This is a genomic window from Aquimarina besae (assembly GCF_042434905.1).
Taxonomy (GTDB): Bacteria; Bacteroidota; Bacteroidia; order Flavobacteriales; family Flavobacteriaceae; genus Aquimarina.
The window spans coordinates 4,503,730-4,521,410 of sequence record NZ_CP170199.1 but is presented as its reverse complement, the minus strand read 5'-3'; the positions used below and the strand labels follow the sequence as shown (position 1 = coordinate 4,521,410).

The following is a 17,681-nucleotide window of genomic DNA, read 5'->3' as shown; positions in this document are numbered from 1 at the left end:
TGAGGTTGTCTAAAAAGCCTATAAAACCTGAAATTGTCAGTTTGACATTGTAAAGTAACTTTTTAGACAGCCTCATAACAATATGTTAGAATTCTTACTACGGATATTCAGAAATAAAAAAATGCATCTTATTTAAAACAAGATGCATTTTTTTTAATTATCTTCTTTGATTAATGTCCGTGACCGTCATCTTTAGAGTGTCCTTCAGGAGTTGATTGATCTACAATACTTACCAATTCAAGTTCGAAAATCAAATCGGTATTTGGTGGTATAGGTCTTCTACCTCTTTCTCCGTATCCTAAATGTGAAGGAATAAAGATCACTGCTTTATCACCTACTTTCAGTTGCTGAACTCCTTCTTTAAATCCAGCGATCATTTGAGCTTCTGGAGAATAAGGCATTTGCATCGGTTTGTACCCTTGTGGGTGACTAGCTCTACGTTGATCCCAGGTGTTTGTTTCTTTTGCTATTTCTTCAATATTGGTGTCAAACAACCTTCCATCAGTAAAATATCCCTGATAATTTAGGCTAACCATATCCCCAAGATTTGGCTGTTCTCCATCGCCCTTATTGATAAAGTAAATCTCTAAACCACTTTCAAGTTTGGTCGCTTTTTCTTTTAGTTCTGTATATTTAGCAGCTTGTTTTGTATTTCTTTCTTGAACCAGTCGCTCTTTTTCCAGTTTCTCTTCTTCCAGAACTTTTAGTTTATCTTCAAAAGCTACTTTGGCATCAAAAGCTTTAGCATCTTTACCTTTTCTGATAATGTTTACTTGCTCCATTCGTACTTCAGAAACCGGTTTGTCACCTGGTTTTGTTTCTACAGCACCAATACTGTCAACAACTTCTTGTCCTGATACAATTTCTCCAAACACAGTGTGCTTTCCGTCTAACCAAGGAGTTTCTTTTAGCGTAATAAAAAATTGGCTTCCGTTTGTAGCCGGACCAGAATTGGCCATAGATAAAATACCTTTTGATTTGTGAGTCAACGAATCTACAAATTCATCCGGAAACTTATATCCTGGATCTCCTGTTCCTGTTCCAAGCGGATCTCCTGTTTGTATCATAAAATCCTTAATAACTCTATGAAAGATAATTCCGTTGTAGTATTTTTTTCCTTTATACAAACTATCCACCATCGTATTGGTTCCTTCTGCCAAAGAAACAAAGTTGGCTACTGTAAGCGGTGTAGCTTCGTGGTATAGTTTGGCAACTGCTGTACCTTTGTTTGTAATGATTTCTGCGTAGATTCCATCCTCAAGTTCAGGATATTTTTCTTCACAACTGCTAATAATTAAAGCTATAAGTGCTAAGAATAAAAAATTTAATTTTTTCATTTGTTTTGTTACGTTTTAATTTTCTTTTGTTGATTGTTTGGTAATTTTATTAAGTGTTACTCGAGATATTAACGGAATATTTGTCCCAATCTTATGATCATCTCCATAATAACCATAAGCTTGGTAAGATGGAAATAAAAAAGTCACAGTTTCTCCTTCTTTCATAAGTTTTAGTCCTTCTCTTAATCCAAAAAAAAGATCTTCCTGGTCAATGGCATAATTAACGGTATCTAATTCTTTTCGATTATAGATTACATCACCATCCAGATTTTTAATATCATAATTAAAATTTACGATATCACCAAATTTGGCGGTGGTAGTTGCGATCGTATCTTTTTTCTCGTAATAATACCAAAACCCTCCATCAGAGGCTACATACTTGTTAATGGTATCTTCTTTAATGATTTTTAGTATACGTGCCTCTTCTCTTGCAGTAAGTTCTTTATTTCTATCAATCGATTCGTTGATAAAAGACCCGGTTGAAATGCTTACCGGTTTTCGTGCTTCTGGTGCCTTGCATGAAAAGAACAGTGTAAAAAGGCTTAAGAAAAGAAGAAAATGTTTCATGAATTTAGGGCATTTTTATAAGCTGGTAAGATACTAATAAATTTCTCAACAGTTTCGGTGAGAGAAAGATTACTTTTTCCGCCTGCAGCGTTGTGATGGCCGCCTCCTTCAAAATGATTTCTGGAGAATTCATTGACCGAAAAATCACCTTTGGAACGTAAAGAAATTTTGATAATATCTTCACCTTTATTTTCAATAAAAATTAGGGCAAAAACAATACCATCAACAGATAGACCCATATTGACAAAACCTTCGGTATCTCCTTTTTTAAAATTATGATCATCTAGTTCCTTCTGGGATAATGTGATGTAAGCAGTTTTATATTCGGGAAGAATTTTAAGATTCTTGAGTGCAACCCCTTTTAATTGTAATTTTGAATAGGTATTGGTATCATAAATACTTTCGTGGATACCCGTATTATCTGCACCCTTGTCGATCAAATCTGCAATCACCCTGTGGGTCGTGCTGGTTGTAGACCGGAATCTAAAGGAACCGGTGTCGGTCATAATACCGACATAAATACACGTAGCAATGTCTGCATTTATTTTATCTAAATCATTTAGCTTTTCTATAAAATGATATATCATCTGACAGGTAGAACTCATACCAACATCACTATACATATAGGTAGCATACGTGTCTGGTTGCTGATGATGATCTATCATAATAAAAGCGGTATCTGTTTTTGTCAGTAGATCTTCCATATTTCCTGTTCTGGAAAAATGATTGAAATCTAAAGTAAAAATAATATCAGCATCTTTTATTTTAGAAGTTGCAACCTCTGCATCACTGTCATATTTCACAATAGAATTTTCTCCCGGAATCCATTTTAAGAATTCAGGATAATCATTAGGGGTTATAACGGTAGAATGATGCCCTAATCCGGATAGATAATGATGTAGGGCTAAAGTAGAGCCAATAGCATCTCCGTCTGGATTTTTATGAGGAATAATAACAATATTTTTGGGAGTGCTTAACAGCACTTTTATTTCTTTAATCTCGCTCGAATTCATAGATCAGCGAAGATACTATTTATTAATAATATGGTAATAAAGGAATTCTTAATTTTATCCAATACTAAAGTATAGATCCTATGAAGATAAGAAAGAGTATCATTTTAATAACATTGTGTATTGCTAGTTTCTCCTTTGGTCAGACAGAGAACGAAAACAAGAAAAGTGATTTTACGATTGCTTTTGGAAGCTGCAATAAGCAGCAGCATCCTCAACCTTTTTGGAAAGAGATCTTAAAAAATAATCCGGATGTATTTATATGGGGCGGGGATAATATTTACGGAGACTCGGCAAATATGACTAAAAAAGCAAGTGACTACCACATTCAAAACAAGAATAGAGATTACCAAAAGGTAAAAAAACAAGTTCCGGTCATGGCTACTTGGGATGATCATGATTATGGAAAGAATGATAGCGGAGCAGAGTGGGAGATGAAAAAAGAAAGCCAACAGCTGTTTTTGGATTTTTTGGGAGTTGCAAAAGAAGATGCGAGAAGATCACAGGAAGGCATCTATACTTCTAAGGTTTTTAAGCACGCTAAAGGAAGTATTAAAGTAATCATATTAGACACCCGTTATTTTAGATCACCGCTTCTTAAAGATAGTACGGGTAAAAAAAGATATGTACCGCACACAACCGGTAAAGGAACGATATTAGGACAAAAACAATGGCAATGGTTAGAGAACGAATTGAAGTCAAGCACGGCTGATTTTAATATTATAGTAAGTAGTATCCAGTTTTTATCAGGAGAACACGGATGGGAATGCTGGGCTAATTTTCCTGGGGAGATCGATCGATTACAGCGATTAATTATTGCTAATAAAGTTAAGAATGTAATTATTTTAAGTGGAGATCGACATATTTCTGAATTTTCAAAAACAAATCTGCCGGATCTACCATACCCTTTGATCGACTTTACATCCAGTGGATTAACGCACGCATATACCAAATATACCGGAGAACCCAACCAGTATAGAATTGGGGAAGTGATTGCGGTTCCAAGTTTTGGTATTCTGAATATAGATTTTGATGCTAAAGAATCGAGGATGCAAATACGAGGAAAGGATAATGTTATTTTACAGGAAATTATTCAGCGGTATCCTAAGAATTAGAATTTTTGGATTTTGAAATTGAAAAAGACAGTACTTTCTACCGATATTTCTTGTTTTTGATGCTTTTATCTATACTTTTGCACAAAATTTTTGGGTTTGACCATTACGGTCAGAACAATGGATATAAAATTAAATTTTGAAAATGGCAACAAATAGAACTTTTACAATGCTTAAACCGGATGCGGTTAGAAAAGGATACATTGGTGCGATCCTTGAACAAATCACTGCTTCAGGTTTTAGAATTGTAGCAATGAAATTAACTCAATTGACTACTGATGACGCTAAAGCTTTTTATGCAGTGCACAGTGAGCGTCCTTTCTACGGAGAATTAGTAGAATATATGACTAGTGGTCCAATCGTAGCAGCTATTCTTGAAAAAGAAAATGCTGTAGAAGATTTTAGAACTTTGATTGGTGCTACGAATCCAGAAGAGGCAGCAGAAGGAACGATCCGTAAAAAATTTGCTACTTCAATTAGCGAAAATGCTGTTCACGGTAGTGATAGTGATGAAAATGCAGCGATCGAAGGTGCTTTTCACTTCTCAGGAAGAGAGCAGTTCTAAGAAAAAATACAACTTTATTTTACAAAACCATCCCGATACGTAGGGATGGTTTTTTTGTTTTCACTGGATTCAGGGTTTTTTAAAGCGTCTTAATTCTCTAATCTTGTTATGTCCGTAAAAATATCAGAAGTATGAGTGTCATTTCGAATATAAAGCTAAAGGTTAAAGCAAGTAGAAGCAATACTGAATCATTAGAATTAGAGAGGATTGTGCAAGCACTAAAAATATCGGTTACTAATTTTTCTGAAGATGATTTGATAAATCTGATGGATACGGTTGTAGATCTGTTAAAAGAGGCAAGAGCTGCTGTTTTAGAAGAAAGGACTTCTATTTATGAATTCCAATATCATTTTTTTGATGAGGATCAAGTTTTGATAGAAGATAAAAGATATGCTTGGTTTTTTGATGCTATTATAGAGGAAGCAGTTAAATACCCTTCGCTACACAAAATACTTTTGGAGTTCGTGGATCAAACCTATCACGAAAAAGATGATAGTAGATTCTGGCAGGACAGTGAAATCCAGGCAGGAAATACGGCAGCAGTCTCTCTAGCCTTGTGTGACAAGAAATATATTGAAAACTATAAAGATTTTCTCCGAACTAATGATATGGATCACGAAGTAAATCAATACGGAGATATAAATGATGTCATTAATAAACACGGTGCTTGTGAAGAAACATTCACCCTGGCAGTGGCTCGTGCCTGCAGTGTTTGTGGACAGCATGGTAGCGAGCAGTTTAATGAATTATTAGAACAATACTTTTTGGAGTATATAAAATCAAACTTCGATTTCTTTCTAAAAAGACTAAAAGAGGAGCATACATTTAAAGAAATTTGGTTTTTGGATGAGGATTACGAAGAGTTTTGGAATCCTGGGGACATGTATCCAGGTTGGATCGATACGGTATTAGAAGTGCTCGATGAGAGCCAGAAAGAAAAATTTAGATTATTTTTTAAAGAACGATTATAACGATCACCAAAACACTCTAAAGCTTAAGTTAGGTGTAATGCCAAGTGCCATAATATCTGCATTTATAAATCGATTATCCAAAGAATTAGTAGTCCTGAACTCTCTGTTTAGCAAATTTTCTCTATCATAAAGATTTAATACCGAAAGTCCTAATCGATATTTGATATAAGGATTGGATCTTATTTTGAAATCATAAATTGCAGAAAAATCAAGGCGATGATACACCGGTAGATTATTACCGTTAATTTCTCCAAAATCTAATAAGACAAGATTACCGCTTTCATCGACTCCAGATACATTTGTATAGGCTTTACCGGTGTGCCAGAGCCAACCCAAAGAAAATTGAAAGTTATTGATTTTGTAAAAGTGAGACCATTTTACAGTATGTTCAATATTCCAGTTGCCGGGAAAAGACTCATTGTTATTGATGTCTTCAAACTTGTTTTCAGTGTTGATATAGGAGTAACTCACCCAGGTTTTATAATTTTTAAAACGTTTCTTTAAGAAAAAATCGATTCCATAAACCCTGCTTTCTCCATTGTGATAGGTATTGTCGATCGGATTGATAAAACCCGCTGTTAGCGAGGTAATGTCTTCTATTTGCTTATAATAGGTATCAACGTCAAAATACCAAGTATTTTTCTTGAAACTACTTCCTAAAGTAAATTGACAACTTGTAATTACAGGAAACAGTTCTTTATTGGCTAGTGTCCACACCTGATTTTCTAAAGAAAGATCACTAACTACGGATTCTCTGATCTGACTTACAGCCTGACTTCGATATTCTCCTGTGGCATTTATTTTCCAGTATTTGGACAGATTTTTTTGTATAAAAATTCGAGGTTCTATAAAAGATTTATCAAGCTCTGTATAATGATTGAAACGTAGTCCTGCCGAGAGATAAAAGTTCATCGGTGTTTCATACTTATATTCGCCATATGCAGAATGAGTATTCAAAAAACGATCATCTTGATCTAGAATTAATTCATAGGTTGGAGTATTGGTTACAAAGGCATACCTGATATTGTTGTTAGAAAATTGATATCCGCCTATAATTTTATGACGATTAGAGATAGAGTAGTCAAAATCCATTGCCGCTCCAAAATCTTTAACGCTATTCTTTTTGCTTTCAATTTCAGTCGTTGTTCCGGATTCTGTTGTGATAAACTGATAATTGAGCAAATAGCTGGTGTAATATCCACTAGTTTGAATTTTTAAGTTACGATTCCAGTGATGCTTCCAGCTTACATTATACCCCTCATTTTCTGTAGAAAGATCATCGTTAAATGAGTTTTGTTCGTCACTTCTCCTAAAATCAAGATCGTTTTTGCTATATAATGCATTGGCTTCAATTTTATCATTATCTGAAACTTTTGCGATTAAGTTTGCATTGAAATCTGTATAAAAAAAATCGTTTCTGGCGTCATCAAGTGGGTCTGTCTCAGCAATGGTGGTGTTCTGAAAAACACGATCCGCATACTGTTTATACGTAAACGTTTCCAATAAATCGGTGTAGGATCTTCTGCCTGATACTTGCAATGAAACTTTATCTCGTATAATTGGGGTGTGAACTACAGCATCTGCATTGATCATATTAAAACCGGCACCTCCTGTAAAACGTTCTGCAACCTTATCTTCGGTTTTGATATCAATAATACCGGATATTCTGTCTCCATATTTTGCACTTACTCCGCTTTTAGAAAAATCAACTTCTTTTATTACATATGGATTAAAGGCTGATAACATGCCAAAGAAATGTCCCTGATGATAGGTTTTGATTCCGTTCCAAAGCACCAGATTTTGATGGGGTGAATTACCACGAATATATAATCCTGATGCCGTCTCGAATGGACTGTTCACACCCGGAGTTAATTGAATGCTTTGCAAAATATCAGGTTCTGTAAGACCAGGTAATATTTCAATATCCTTTAAGTTAAGATTTACTACTTTTTTATTTTGAGTAATTCCTTTAGTGAGGTATTCCTGAATGAGCACTTCTTCAAGGGCTTCAATAGTATTGGTTAGATATATCTTAATACATTTTCCGTTTAGGAATTCTGATGTATTCAGTACTTTTTGTCGAAATCCAGGAGCACTGATCAAAATCACCGAATTGAAAGGAACTTCTTTATTCTCAAAATACCCTTGCGCATTAGTTGTTATATTCGTTCTCGATGCTTTAACGAATATCCTTATTTTTTCAAGGGGTTCAGAGTTTTCGTTATAAATAGTACCGCAAACAGTAATCTTATCATTTTTAGCATATTCTCTTATCGTGATAAAGTTTTTTCCGGTAATCTCGAATTTAAGCTGAGATTGTTCTTGTAGGTCACGGATCACATCCTGTAAACTGGTTGCAGCATTTGTTTGCAGAGAAATAAGCTTATCAACGATAGTGGCATCAATGTAAGAAAACTTAACGTCAAATTGTTTTTCTAAGGATGGAATTATTTGAGAAAGAGGCTTGTTATCTGCATTAATAATTTGTGCTTTTTCTTGAGAAAAAACAGTTACACTCCAAAAAAGTATGCACACACATAAAAGTCTTGCCATTCTCTTAATTTTCTACTACCACGGTCTTACCGTCTTGCAATAACTGGTATTGCAAACCTAAGGTACTAAAAACTGTTTTAAGAGCAACGTCTATATCATTATTAGGAAAAGTCCCGGTATATATGATGTTGGTATCAATACCTTTAGCATTGATGTTAATGTTATACTGATCTTCTAACTCAGCAAAGACAAAACGCAGCGGTATACTTCTAAACGAACTGGTTTGATTGATCCAGGAAGGCTCTAATGCCTCAAAAGTCCATTGTTCAGAAGCAGTACGAGCAATTTTTCTAAATCCTTTTCCCGCTGTAAGAATTGTGTTTTCTTGACCACTACTAACACTTACTTTACCTTCGTAACAAACGGCTTCAAAAAATGAATCATTTGATTGAACATTAAACTCGGTTCCCAATACAGAAACATCGCCATGAGTAGTAGTTACAGTAAATGTACTCCCTTTCTTAACCTTAAAGTATGCTTCACCGTTTAAAGATATGGATCGGTTATTATTCCAGTCGTCTTTATCAAAACCAGCTTCAGACTTTGCATTCAGTATCATTTCAGAACCATCTGGTAAGGTAACTGCCAACTGTTCTCCATAAGACGTGGAGAATGTGTTGTCAGACTTAAAAAAGAATAACCCAAATATAAGAGCAACTGATGCTGCTGCAGCCACGTAAGGCCAAAGTTTCATAACCGGTTTTGTGTTCTTTTCTATCGTAGTACTTCTATTAGATTTTATCTGATGTAAAGCGGTATCTATATCATACTCTGTTAGATCCAAAGCATCGGCACCTTCCTTTATCTTTTTATAATGATCATATTCCGGATGGGTTTGGAACTCACGAAGCTCTTCAGGAGAAAGCTCTTCATTGATCCATCTAGCTAAGAATATATCGTCTTTTTTATCGTCTAACATAACTCGCGTATATAATATAGAAACGTTTTATCTTTTAATAACCCTACCCCTTTTTAATTTTTTATTTTCCATCAAGCATTATTAAAACTCCATAGTACATAGTTTATGGTTAATTGTTTACAGTCAATGGTCTTTTACAATAATATTTAAAGTTCACTTTAGTATTTTCTTCCTCCGAAAGATCCAATGATTTTTTCCATACTTTTAATTTTTCGAATTTAAATGCCATAAATTAAACTAAGATGTTACATTCGTCTATCGTCTATTTTAAATATTCCCAATTTTTTTTCTCAAGGTTACAAGCGCTTTATGCATTAATTTTTCAATGGCTTTTACAGATACATTAGATAACTCGGCAATTTCTCTATATGTTTTTTTGTCAATTCGACTTAACAAAAAAACTTCTCTTTGTCTATCCGGTAAATCTGCGATCGCATTTTTTAATTTCTCCATATATTCTTTCTCGAGCATCACAAATTCTGGAGATTCATTAGTTACATCACTTTTTCGCTGAGTAATATAATTTTGATGCTTAAATTTTACTTGTTGATGACGAGCTACACTAATTCCAAAATTAGTTGCAACGGTATAGACATAACTTTTTGCTTTGTCTAAAGGGACTTTTGCACAGTTGTTCCATAATTTAATAAAAGTGTCCTGTACAATATCTTCTGCCTGATCGAGATCTCCAAACTTATAATACAGGTAACTTCTCAAAAGTTTTGCGTGACTTTTGAAAAACTGATCAAAGGCTTGTTCGTTGCAAGTAGAGTTTTTACTATCAGGCATTTGGGGTTGATTAGGATCTCAAATCTAGAAGTTTTTTTATTGAGATCAAAAGCAAAAAAAATAAAATTTAAAATTTAGGGGTAGGGTAATCTTTTTGAGCCGCGTTTCATTATTGTGGAGCCAATATGTAGCTTCTTAAAATTAATTATTGACAACCCCTAAAAATGATAACGATGAAAAAACTTAGTATTTGGTGTGTAATGATCTTTACATTACTATTAGGATTTACTTCTTGTGAGGAGATTGAAGAATTTGAAAATTGCCCGGATGTTACTATTAACGTAGATAATGTTCCAGGTAGTGCTGTATATCGTTTTGCAGCACAATTAGATGGAATAGAAGATGTTAGGCTTACTTGGTCTATTGATGGAGAAGAGATAGATTCGGGAAATCTAAATGACATCGCAAGTCAGATTTTTGAATATCAGTTTGAAGAAGGAACCTATACCATTTGTGTAAAGGTAGCAAGTGAAACTTGCCCTATCCAAGTGTGTAAAGAGATTACTGTAGAGGTAGATGAGACAGATCCTTGTCCGGATCTATTTTTTGAAGCAAGGCAATACGAAAGACCGAATAAGTATAAGTTTATTGCAGACTTTCCTGGAATTGAAGAGACTCGCTACGAGTGGTTCATTAACGGAGAATTGGTAGAAAATGCTAATACCAATGATGCCAACTATTTGTTCTGGGAATTTGAAGAACCAGGAAGATACGAAGTATGTATCAAGTCAGAAAGTGATATTTGTCCTAATGGTGCTTCATATTGTAAGGTAATTGAAGTGGAAGAAGTAGAAGAAAGATGCCCTGAAGTTTCTTTTGTAAAAGAAATGGAACCAGGAACTGTAGGAACCTATGTGTTTGAGGCTCAGATTGAGGAAATTGATGCAGCTACCGAAATTCACTGGTATATTAATGGAGATCGTATAGAAAATCAAACAGATCAACAGGGTGGCGCAAGAGTATTGACCTATCAGTTTGAACCTGGTGTTTACGAAGTTTGCTTAAAAGTGTTTACAGAAGATTGTCCTGACGGAGCTATCTATTGTAAAGAAATTCGAGTAGGTGAAGATGCTTGTCCAGACCTGTTTTTTATTGCAGAACAAGATGGTGATAATCCTGCATATTATTTTCAGGTAGAATTCGATGGAGCCGATGAGTTTGAGTGGTTAGGATGGACTATCAACGGAGAATTTGTAGAAGATTCAAACAATGGAGATAACAATAGATTTTATTATCAATTCGAGCCTGGTAGATATGAAGTTTGTCTGGTGACAGAAACTCCGGAGTGCCCAGCAGGAACATCCTATTGTAAAATAATAGAAATAGCTGAAACTAATGCTTGTCCAGAGTTATTCTTTGAAGCAGAACAAGATGGTGATAATCCAGCTTATTATTTTTATCCAAATGCTTTTGACGGTATTGATAATGTGACTTTAGAATGGTCTATAAACGGAAACTATACAGGAACAAGTTCAGGTCATAATAATCCGTTCTACTATCAGTTTAATCCGGGGCGATATGAAGTTTGTCTTTCTGTAGAAACACCGGATTGTCCTGAAGGAGTAACGTTTTGTAAAGTAATAGAAATAGATGAAGCGACTCCAAATTGTCCAAATTTATATTTTGAAATTCAGCAAGAAGGTGATACTCCGGGATATAATTTCTACGCAGAATTCGAGGGAATGAGTGATGTTTCCTACGAATGGACAATTAATGGAGAGGTAGTGGATTCTGAATTATTCAATAGTAGCGATAGAGATAATTATTTATATTACCAATTTGGACCAGGCACGTATGAAATCTGTATCGTTTCTGAAACACCAGATTGTCCAAATGGAACTACTTTTTGTAAAACATTAGTGGTAGAATAAAAAAGTTTAGTTAGGTTAGATTAATTAGGTTGATTCCCTGGGAGCATTGCCATTCTTCCAGGGAATTTTGTTTATAAAAGTTAGAAGTATTAGATTGTGGTGTCAAAAACGAAAAAAATATACTACAAAAGGGTAGGGTATATGGATTTTCAGACGTTTTAGATATGTAAAGACAAATTATTTTGAAGAACTTCAATATATACATACGATTCGTAATACTTTCATTAATGACATTTATTAGTAGTTGTGTCAACGATGATTCGTTTTTTCCTGAGGAAAATTCTGACCGAGTAGTATCGAGTCCTGCAATGGTAACTGTTCTCAATAATTTTGGTTCAAACCAAACTGTTCCTTCAGAAAATGAACAATGTTTTCGGTTTGTATATCCTATTACTTTAGGATATAATACAGATTCCACTATTAGAATAGATAGTTATCAGGGATTAGCGGATGTGATTTCCAGTCAGGGTGCCAACTTTAATATTTCGGGATTACAATTTCCAGTTGAGATTATCTTTAGCGATACCGACGCGGTAATTTCTATTACTACCGAAACAGCTTTGTTAGATGTATTGCGCGAATGTGAATTTGAAACAGTGCGTGACCAATTTGACCGTTTTTTTAATGACTGTTTTAAGTTTGATTATCCTGTTACGTTAATAAACGAAGAAGCGAGCGAAGTGATCATAAATTCTGATGAAGAATTTCAGGCTTTTTATCAAAATCAAGGAACACTATATCAACCGGCATTTAAATTTCCGGTGAATGTTTTAGTGGCTCCAAATTTTGAAAGCATTGCCATAGATACGTACTTTGGTTTTTTCAGGATTATAGAATCTTGTGAACGCCGTTGTCCGCAATTAAATTTTACTTTCGAGCAAACAGATATCTTTAATTTAGGCTATAGATTTGAAGCGGCATTCCCGGACTTAGAAGTAATAGGAACTTACAGTTGGTTTGTTAATAATGAATTTATTGAGGTAGATGGACCAAACAACCAAGGCGATAATTTATTAGTATTTGAGTTTGAAGCGCCCGGAGTTTATGAGGTTTGTATTAAAACAGAAACAAATGACTGTCCTGAGGGAATAGAATTTTGTAAAAGAATAGAAGTTGCCGAGGTTTGTCCGGATCTGGCTTTCGATTTTGAACAAGAGCCAGGAACATTAGGATATACTTTTATATCCGATTTTAGCAGTATAGATGAAATTACCTATGAATGGTTTATTGATGATCAACGTATAGAAACGGATGGAGGTGCAAATGGTGATAATATGCTTTTCTCTGAGCTATCACCCGGCGTACACGAAGTGTGTATAAAAACCACAATTCCATCTTGTACAGAAGTGATAGAGTTTTGTAGGGAAGTAATTGTAGACGAAATTTGTCCGGATCTATTTTTTATTGTAGAACAGGAAGGAAATACGCCTAGCTATACGTTTACAGCCGAATTCCCTGACATAGATACTACTGTCTATGAATGGACAATTAACGGCGATATTGTAGAGCAAGATGGTGGACCGGGAGCAGATAATACCTTGTTTTTTCAATTTGATCCAGGAACTTATGTTATTTGCATTCAAACAGAAACGGAGACCTGTCCAAATGGCATTCAATTTTGTGAGGAAATTGTAATTCAGTAGAAATCTCATTATACCACTTAGTCAATCACTATCAAAGTCTTAAAATTTCCGGATTAAAATTTATGATCTGTTAGTACGGGGTTGCTCAAGTTTAGAAAAAGATAATTCTTATAGGCCATGTGTTAAACAAACCAATTCAGGTCAATATTTCTGTACTTTTGTAACAAAGTAAAGGAAATGCGATATCATACAAGAAAAATTGTAAAACCAGGAGATCTTAATCCTAATGAAACATTATTTGGAGGAAGGTTGCTGGAATGGATTGATGAAGAAGCTGCGTTATATGCAGTGATTCAGCTAGAGAGTAAAAGAGTTGTTACCAAGTTTATGTCTGAGATAAATTTTGTGAGTTCTGCTGTTCAAGGAGACATCGTAGAAATTGGAATGGATGTAGTAAATTTTGGTAAGTCATCTCTTATATTAACTTGCGAAGTTAGAAACAAACTTACTCGAAAAACGATTATAAAAGTCGAAAAGATTACTATGGTCAATCTGGATGAACACGGAAAACCTGCACCGCACGGTAAAACAAAGATTGAGTTTGTAAAGGATCGATTAGCGCAAAACTAGTATTGCTTTTTTGCATATAATGAATAAGGATAATTAAATGTTCTACGATGAATATTTGTAGAAACCTTTTAAAAATTTATTTAAAAACAGAAGTTGTCAATCAAGACAACTTCTGTACGTTTTTAGCGGTTTGATTAACCACCATAATACGCTTCACATTCAGAAGACATATCATAAAACCAATTTTCAGGTTTATCGCAATTTTCGTAATTAATACCTCCACTAATTACTTTTTGTTGCTCTCTTTTTAACACGTTAATTCCTTCTAAATTTAAAATGCTTTTTAACATAGTTTAATAATTTAAATAATTAATACTAGTGGTTAATAACATTAAAGAATAAATTGGTAACCCTATAATCAATAAAAAAATCAACTTTTAACAAAAGATGGTGTTAGTAAATATGACTTTCAATTAGCGCAAAATTAATTTTTTAATTAGCTCTCTTCCTAAAGCTTCATTAAGATTATTTTTTATTTTCTCTTTTCCGTAGCTTAGCTCTTCTCTAAGTACAGATGAGGTGAGTTCAATATATAATGTTTCTCTATCAAGCTTTATGTTTCGAGTATATTTGTTAATGGCCGGTCCCATAATTTGTTCCCAAACATCGCGTACTTCTACCTTATCCAATCCTTTCTGGAGGTTGTTATTATTTACGAATTCTTTAAGAACGTCGCTGATACTAAGATGATCATTTTGTCTTCGGGCCATTTATAATTCTATCTTTGTGTATGGTTTGTAAAAGTACAGATTTCCTGCTTCATTCTTCATAATCATTTGATTTTCTTTGGCCGAAATGAGGGTTTCTCTCCAGGTAGTCAACGGAGTTTTGTAATGTATTCTTAAGCTATCATTTTCAATGACCAAGGTAAAGGTTTCCTGGTCCTTTGTGATAATAAAATTACCATCAAGTTTAGGTTGCACTTTTTTACGTACACCTTTCATTTCATCAACTTCAAAAAAGTCGATACTCTGATTAAAATTATATTGCTTTTCGATACCATCGGCGGTAAGTACTTTTTCAATCTCCCAGTATCCTTCAATATATTGAACAAACTCTTTTGGATCAGGTTTGGAACAAGATATTATCAAAAAGATGAATAGGTAAAGACTATTTTTTTGCATAGGTTTAGTTTTCTTTTTAAGAAGCTCCGAGTCGAATAATCTTATAAGACTGAGATATTTTTTTTACGACGTTTTCTGTGCGATCAGCATGCGTATCACTTATAAAAAGTTGGCCGAAATTCTGATCATCCACCAGTTGTATAATGTGTTCTACTCGTTTTTCGTCAAGCTTATCAAAAATATCATCCAATAAAAGTAGCGGATTTACTTTACTCTGTTTTTTGATAAAGTCAAATTGAGCTAATTTAAGAGCTATTAAAAATGATTTCTGTTGTCCCTGACTTCCAAATTTTTTGATTTGATGTCCTTCAATTTCAAAAGATAAATCATCTTTATGTACTCCTACACTGGTGTATTGCAGCATTCTGTCTTTTCCCAAGTTTTGTTCTAAAAGTGTTCGTAAGTCATTTTCTGACAATTTACTTTGATAACTTAGCGTAACAGATTCTTTACCGGAGCTAATAGCCTCATATCGATTGATAAAAATAGGAATAAAAGTTTCGAGAAATACAGTTCTTTTTTCATAAATAATACTACCCAGTTCATTCATTTGTTGATTGTAAATTTCTAAGGTAGTAGGATCAAAAGTATTGTTGGCTGCAAAATATTTCAAAAGTGAATTACGTTGAGAAACAACTTTTGAATACTTTAATAATGTCGAAAGATACGTAGTATCACTCTGAGAGATCACTCCATCGATAAATTTACGTCTTGTATCGCTTCCTTCAGTAATTAAATCTCGATCAGCTGGAGAAATAATTACCAATGGCAAAAAACCAATATGTTCACTAAAAGTATCGTAAGCTTTACCGTTTCTCTTGATCACTTTTTTTTGTCCCCTTTTTGCACTTACAATTACCTTTTCCTCTCGGTCCATTTTTTCATATAAGCCTTCAATTACAAAAAAGTCAGTATCATGTTTTATATTTTGCCCCGTAATAGGATTAAAATAACTCTTCCCGAAAGACAAATGATAGATGGCATCCAGGATATTAGTTTTTCCTACTCCATTATGACCAACAAGGCAATTAATCTTATTGTCAAATTCGAAATTAACGGATTCAAAATTTTTGTAATTGATTAAAGAAAGTGATTTTAGAATCATAAATTACTGATCGTCAGCAAGTAGCGACTTTTTTGAAATTCTCAAATAAGAAGTGCAAATTATTGAAAAATAACAAATATTTTCGCTTTTAATTATGAATAAAAATTTTATTTTTGCCGTTCATTAAATATAATTTATGGCAACTTATAAGAAACGAGGATATAAACCAAAAAATAAAGCAGAAGAGGTTGAGCAAATCGAAGATCAATCTACCACCGCTGAGGTATTTAATACGTTAGATGAAGGTGCTTCCCGAACTGAAGAATGGGTTGCAGCAAATCAAAAATATATATTCGGTGTTGTTGGTGCTATTGCTGTTATAGTTTTGGGATATCTGGGATATCAAAAATATATACAAGAACCTAAAGAAATAGAGGCATCAAATGAGATGTATAAAGCTCAGCAATATTTTGATAATGCTGTTAACGGAAATACTACTGTTAGTGATTCTTTATACACCTTAGCACTTAATGGTGGTGAAGGAAAATACGGATTTCTCGAAATCATTGAAAATTATGGTGGTACAAAGGCAGCAAATCTTGCAAATTATTATGCAGGTTTTTCATACCTAAATATGAAAAAGTACCAAGAAGCAATCGATCATTTGGATAAGTTTAAGAGTGATGACGAAATGTTAGGACCTTTGGCTTTAGGAGGGATTGGTGACGCATTTGCTCAGTTAGACCAAATGGACGAGGCGTTATCTTATTATGAAAAAGCGGCAAATGCAAAAGTAAATGATTTTACTACACCTAGATTCTTGTTGAAATCTGCAATTACTGCAATTTCTTTGGGAAAGCCGGAGGTAGCGATGACTCATCTGGAAAGAATAAAAGAAGAGTTTTCCAAAAGTGCAGAAGCCAATCAGGCAGATGTACATTTAGGAAGAGCACAAGCGATGCTTAAGTAGTTGGTAGTTGTTGGTTTTTAGTTCTTAGTTCTAGGATAAAGTCTTGAAAACTATCAACTGATCACAATAAACAGACAACCAAAATATGGCTACAGAAAATAAAAATTTATCTCAATACGATAAAGCTACGATCCCAAACGCGAAAAACTTTCGGTTTGGGATTGTTGTTTCAGAATGGAATGATGCAATTACCGAAGGTCTTTTTCAGGGGGCTTTTGATGCTTTGTTGGATTGTGGCGCTATAAAAGATAATATTGTAAGATGGAACGTTCCAGGTAGTTTTGAACTGATCTATGGTTGCAAAAAAATGCAACAATCTTATGATATGTTAGATGTAGTGATTGCAATTGGGAGCGTGATTCAAGGAGAAACAAAGCATTTTGATTTTGTGTGTGATGGAGTGACGCAAGGAATCAAAGATCTAAATATTCAAAGCGATATCCCCGTGATTTTTTGTGTTCTTACGGATAATACGATGCAACAATCCATAGATCGTTCTGGCGGAAAGCACGGTAATAAAGGTACAGAAGCTGCTATTGCTGCTATCAAAATGGCACAACTTCGTAAAGATGCTAAATTTTAGTGACAGGTAGGCAACGATGTCCAAAACTTCTTATTTTTATAAAACGGCATGA

The 17,681-nt window shown here is 34.2% G+C and carries 18 protein-coding genes; 8 read left to right on the top strand and 10 right to left on the bottom strand.

Annotated features, from left to right (window positions below; translation table 11 throughout):
* Positions 1–170: 170 nt before the first annotated feature.
* The 3 genes from ACE94K_RS19950 to ACE94K_RS19940 are packed head-to-tail and all read right to left on the bottom strand — an operon-like array spanning position 171 to position 2,917.
* Positions 171–1,337, bottom strand: coding sequence for a peptidylprolyl isomerase (locus ACE94K_RS19950; RefSeq protein WP_378176670.1), 1,167 nt, complete (start codon positions 1,335–1,337; stop codon positions 171–173).
* A 15-nt stretch (positions 1,338–1,352) separates the two neighbouring features.
* On the bottom strand, positions 1,353–1,904 hold the full coding sequence (gene gldI / locus ACE94K_RS19945) for a gliding motility-associated peptidyl-prolyl isomerase GldI (protein ID WP_378176667.1): 552 nt from the start codon (positions 1,902–1,904) through the stop codon (positions 1,353–1,355).
* Complete coding sequence (locus ACE94K_RS19940; protein WP_378176664.1) at positions 1,901–2,917, bottom strand: bifunctional oligoribonuclease/PAP phosphatase NrnA; 1,017 nt, start codon at positions 2,915–2,917, stop codon at positions 1,901–1,903. The genes gldI and ACE94K_RS19940 overlap by 4 nt, the downstream gene beginning before the upstream one ends.
* An 80-nt stretch (positions 2,918–2,997) precedes the next feature.
* On the opposite strand from ACE94K_RS19940, the gene ACE94K_RS19935 reads away from it, so the two are divergent.
* The 3 genes from ACE94K_RS19935 (at position 2,998) to ACE94K_RS19925 (ending at position 5,562) form a co-directional block, all read left to right on the top strand.
* The gene (locus ACE94K_RS19935; RefSeq protein ID WP_378176661.1) at positions 2,998–4,029 is read left to right on the top strand and encodes an alkaline phosphatase D family protein; all 1,032 of its coding nucleotides are present in this window, start codon (positions 2,998–3,000) and stop codon (positions 4,027–4,029) included.
* A gap of 142 nt (positions 4,030–4,171) precedes the next feature.
* Positions 4,172–4,591: a nucleoside-diphosphate kinase gene (locus ACE94K_RS19930; protein WP_091410826.1), complete on the top strand. Its 420-nt coding sequence runs from the start codon at positions 4,172–4,174 to the stop codon at positions 4,589–4,591.
* Between the two features lie 131 nt (positions 4,592–4,722).
* Positions 4,723–5,562 (top strand): hypothetical protein, encoded by an 840-nt coding sequence (locus tag ACE94K_RS19925; protein WP_378176656.1) that lies wholly within the window; start codon positions 4,723–4,725, stop codon positions 5,560–5,562.
* A 3-nt stretch (positions 5,563–5,565) separates the two neighbouring features.
* Here ACE94K_RS19925 and ACE94K_RS19920 read toward each other — a convergent pair whose 3' ends face one another.
* The 3 genes from ACE94K_RS19920 to ACE94K_RS19910 all read right to left on the bottom strand — a co-directional run bounded on the left by ACE94K_RS19920 (position 5,566) and on the right by ACE94K_RS19910 (position 9,823).
* Positions 5,566–8,115 carry a TonB-dependent receptor domain-containing protein gene (locus tag ACE94K_RS19920; RefSeq protein WP_378176653.1) on the bottom strand — a complete coding sequence of 850 codons (2,550 nt, stop codon included), beginning with the start codon at positions 8,113–8,115 and terminating at the stop codon, positions 5,566–5,568.
* A gap of 4 nt (positions 8,116–8,119) precedes the next feature.
* Positions 8,120–9,034 (bottom strand): FecR family protein, encoded by a 915-nt coding sequence (locus ACE94K_RS19915; RefSeq protein ID WP_378176651.1) that lies wholly within the window; start codon positions 9,032–9,034, stop codon positions 8,120–8,122.
* A 267-nt stretch (positions 9,035–9,301) separates the two neighbouring features.
* The gene (locus ACE94K_RS19910; protein WP_378176648.1) at positions 9,302–9,823 is read right to left on the bottom strand and encodes an RNA polymerase sigma factor; all 522 of its coding nucleotides are present in this window, start codon (positions 9,821–9,823) and stop codon (positions 9,302–9,304) included.
* A gap of 173 nt (positions 9,824–9,996) precedes the next feature.
* On the opposite strand from ACE94K_RS19910, the gene ACE94K_RS19905 reads away from it, so the two are divergent.
* From ACE94K_RS19905 to ACE94K_RS19895, 3 genes are all read left to right on the top strand, one after another.
* Positions 9,997–11,694, top strand: a complete 1,698-nt coding sequence (locus ACE94K_RS19905; protein WP_378176645.1) for a hypothetical protein — start codon at positions 9,997–9,999, stop codon at positions 11,692–11,694.
* A 227-nt stretch (positions 11,695–11,921) separates the two neighbouring features.
* Positions 11,922–13,337, top strand: a complete 1,416-nt coding sequence (locus tag ACE94K_RS19900) for a hypothetical protein (protein ID WP_378176642.1) — start codon at positions 11,922–11,924, stop codon at positions 13,335–13,337.
* A 177-nt stretch (positions 13,338–13,514) separates the two neighbouring features.
* Complete coding sequence (locus ACE94K_RS19895; RefSeq protein ID WP_378176639.1) at positions 13,515–13,907, top strand: acyl-CoA thioesterase; 393 nt, start codon at positions 13,515–13,517, stop codon at positions 13,905–13,907.
* Between the two features lie 134 nt (positions 13,908–14,041).
* Here the strand turns inward: ACE94K_RS19895 and ACE94K_RS19890 are convergent, their stop codons facing one another.
* The 4 genes from ACE94K_RS19890 to recF form a co-directional block, all read right to left on the bottom strand.
* Positions 14,042–14,197 carry a hypothetical protein gene (locus ACE94K_RS19890; protein WP_378176637.1) on the bottom strand — a complete coding sequence of 52 codons (156 nt, stop codon included), beginning with the start codon at positions 14,195–14,197 and terminating at the stop codon, positions 14,042–14,044.
* Positions 14,198–14,320: 123 nt separating this feature from the next.
* Positions 14,321–14,617 carry a DUF721 domain-containing protein gene (locus ACE94K_RS19885; protein ID WP_378176634.1) on the bottom strand — a complete coding sequence of 99 codons (297 nt, stop codon included), beginning with the start codon at positions 14,615–14,617 and terminating at the stop codon, positions 14,321–14,323.
* Entirely contained in the window at positions 14,618–15,031 is a 414-nt protein-coding gene (locus tag ACE94K_RS19880) for a lipocalin family protein (RefSeq protein WP_378176631.1), read from the bottom strand. It abuts the gene before it with no gap.
* 16 nt (positions 15,032–15,047) lie between these two features.
* Complete coding sequence (gene recF, locus ACE94K_RS19875) at positions 15,048–16,136, bottom strand: DNA replication/repair protein RecF (RefSeq protein ID WP_378176628.1); 1,089 nt, start codon at positions 16,134–16,136, stop codon at positions 15,048–15,050.
* Between the two features lie 136 nt (positions 16,137–16,272).
* On the opposite strand from recF, the gene ACE94K_RS19870 reads away from it, so the two are divergent.
* Together ACE94K_RS19870 and ribH are read left to right on the top strand one after the other, a co-directional pair.
* Positions 16,273–17,046: a tol-pal system YbgF family protein gene (locus ACE94K_RS19870; RefSeq protein ID WP_378176625.1), complete on the top strand. Its 774-nt coding sequence runs from the start codon at positions 16,273–16,275 to the stop codon at positions 17,044–17,046.
* An 85-nt stretch (positions 17,047–17,131) separates the two neighbouring features.
* Entirely contained in the window at positions 17,132–17,629 is a 498-nt protein-coding gene (gene ribH / locus ACE94K_RS19865) for a 6,7-dimethyl-8-ribityllumazine synthase (protein WP_378176622.1), read from the top strand.
* Positions 17,630–17,681: the final 52 nt, after the last annotated feature.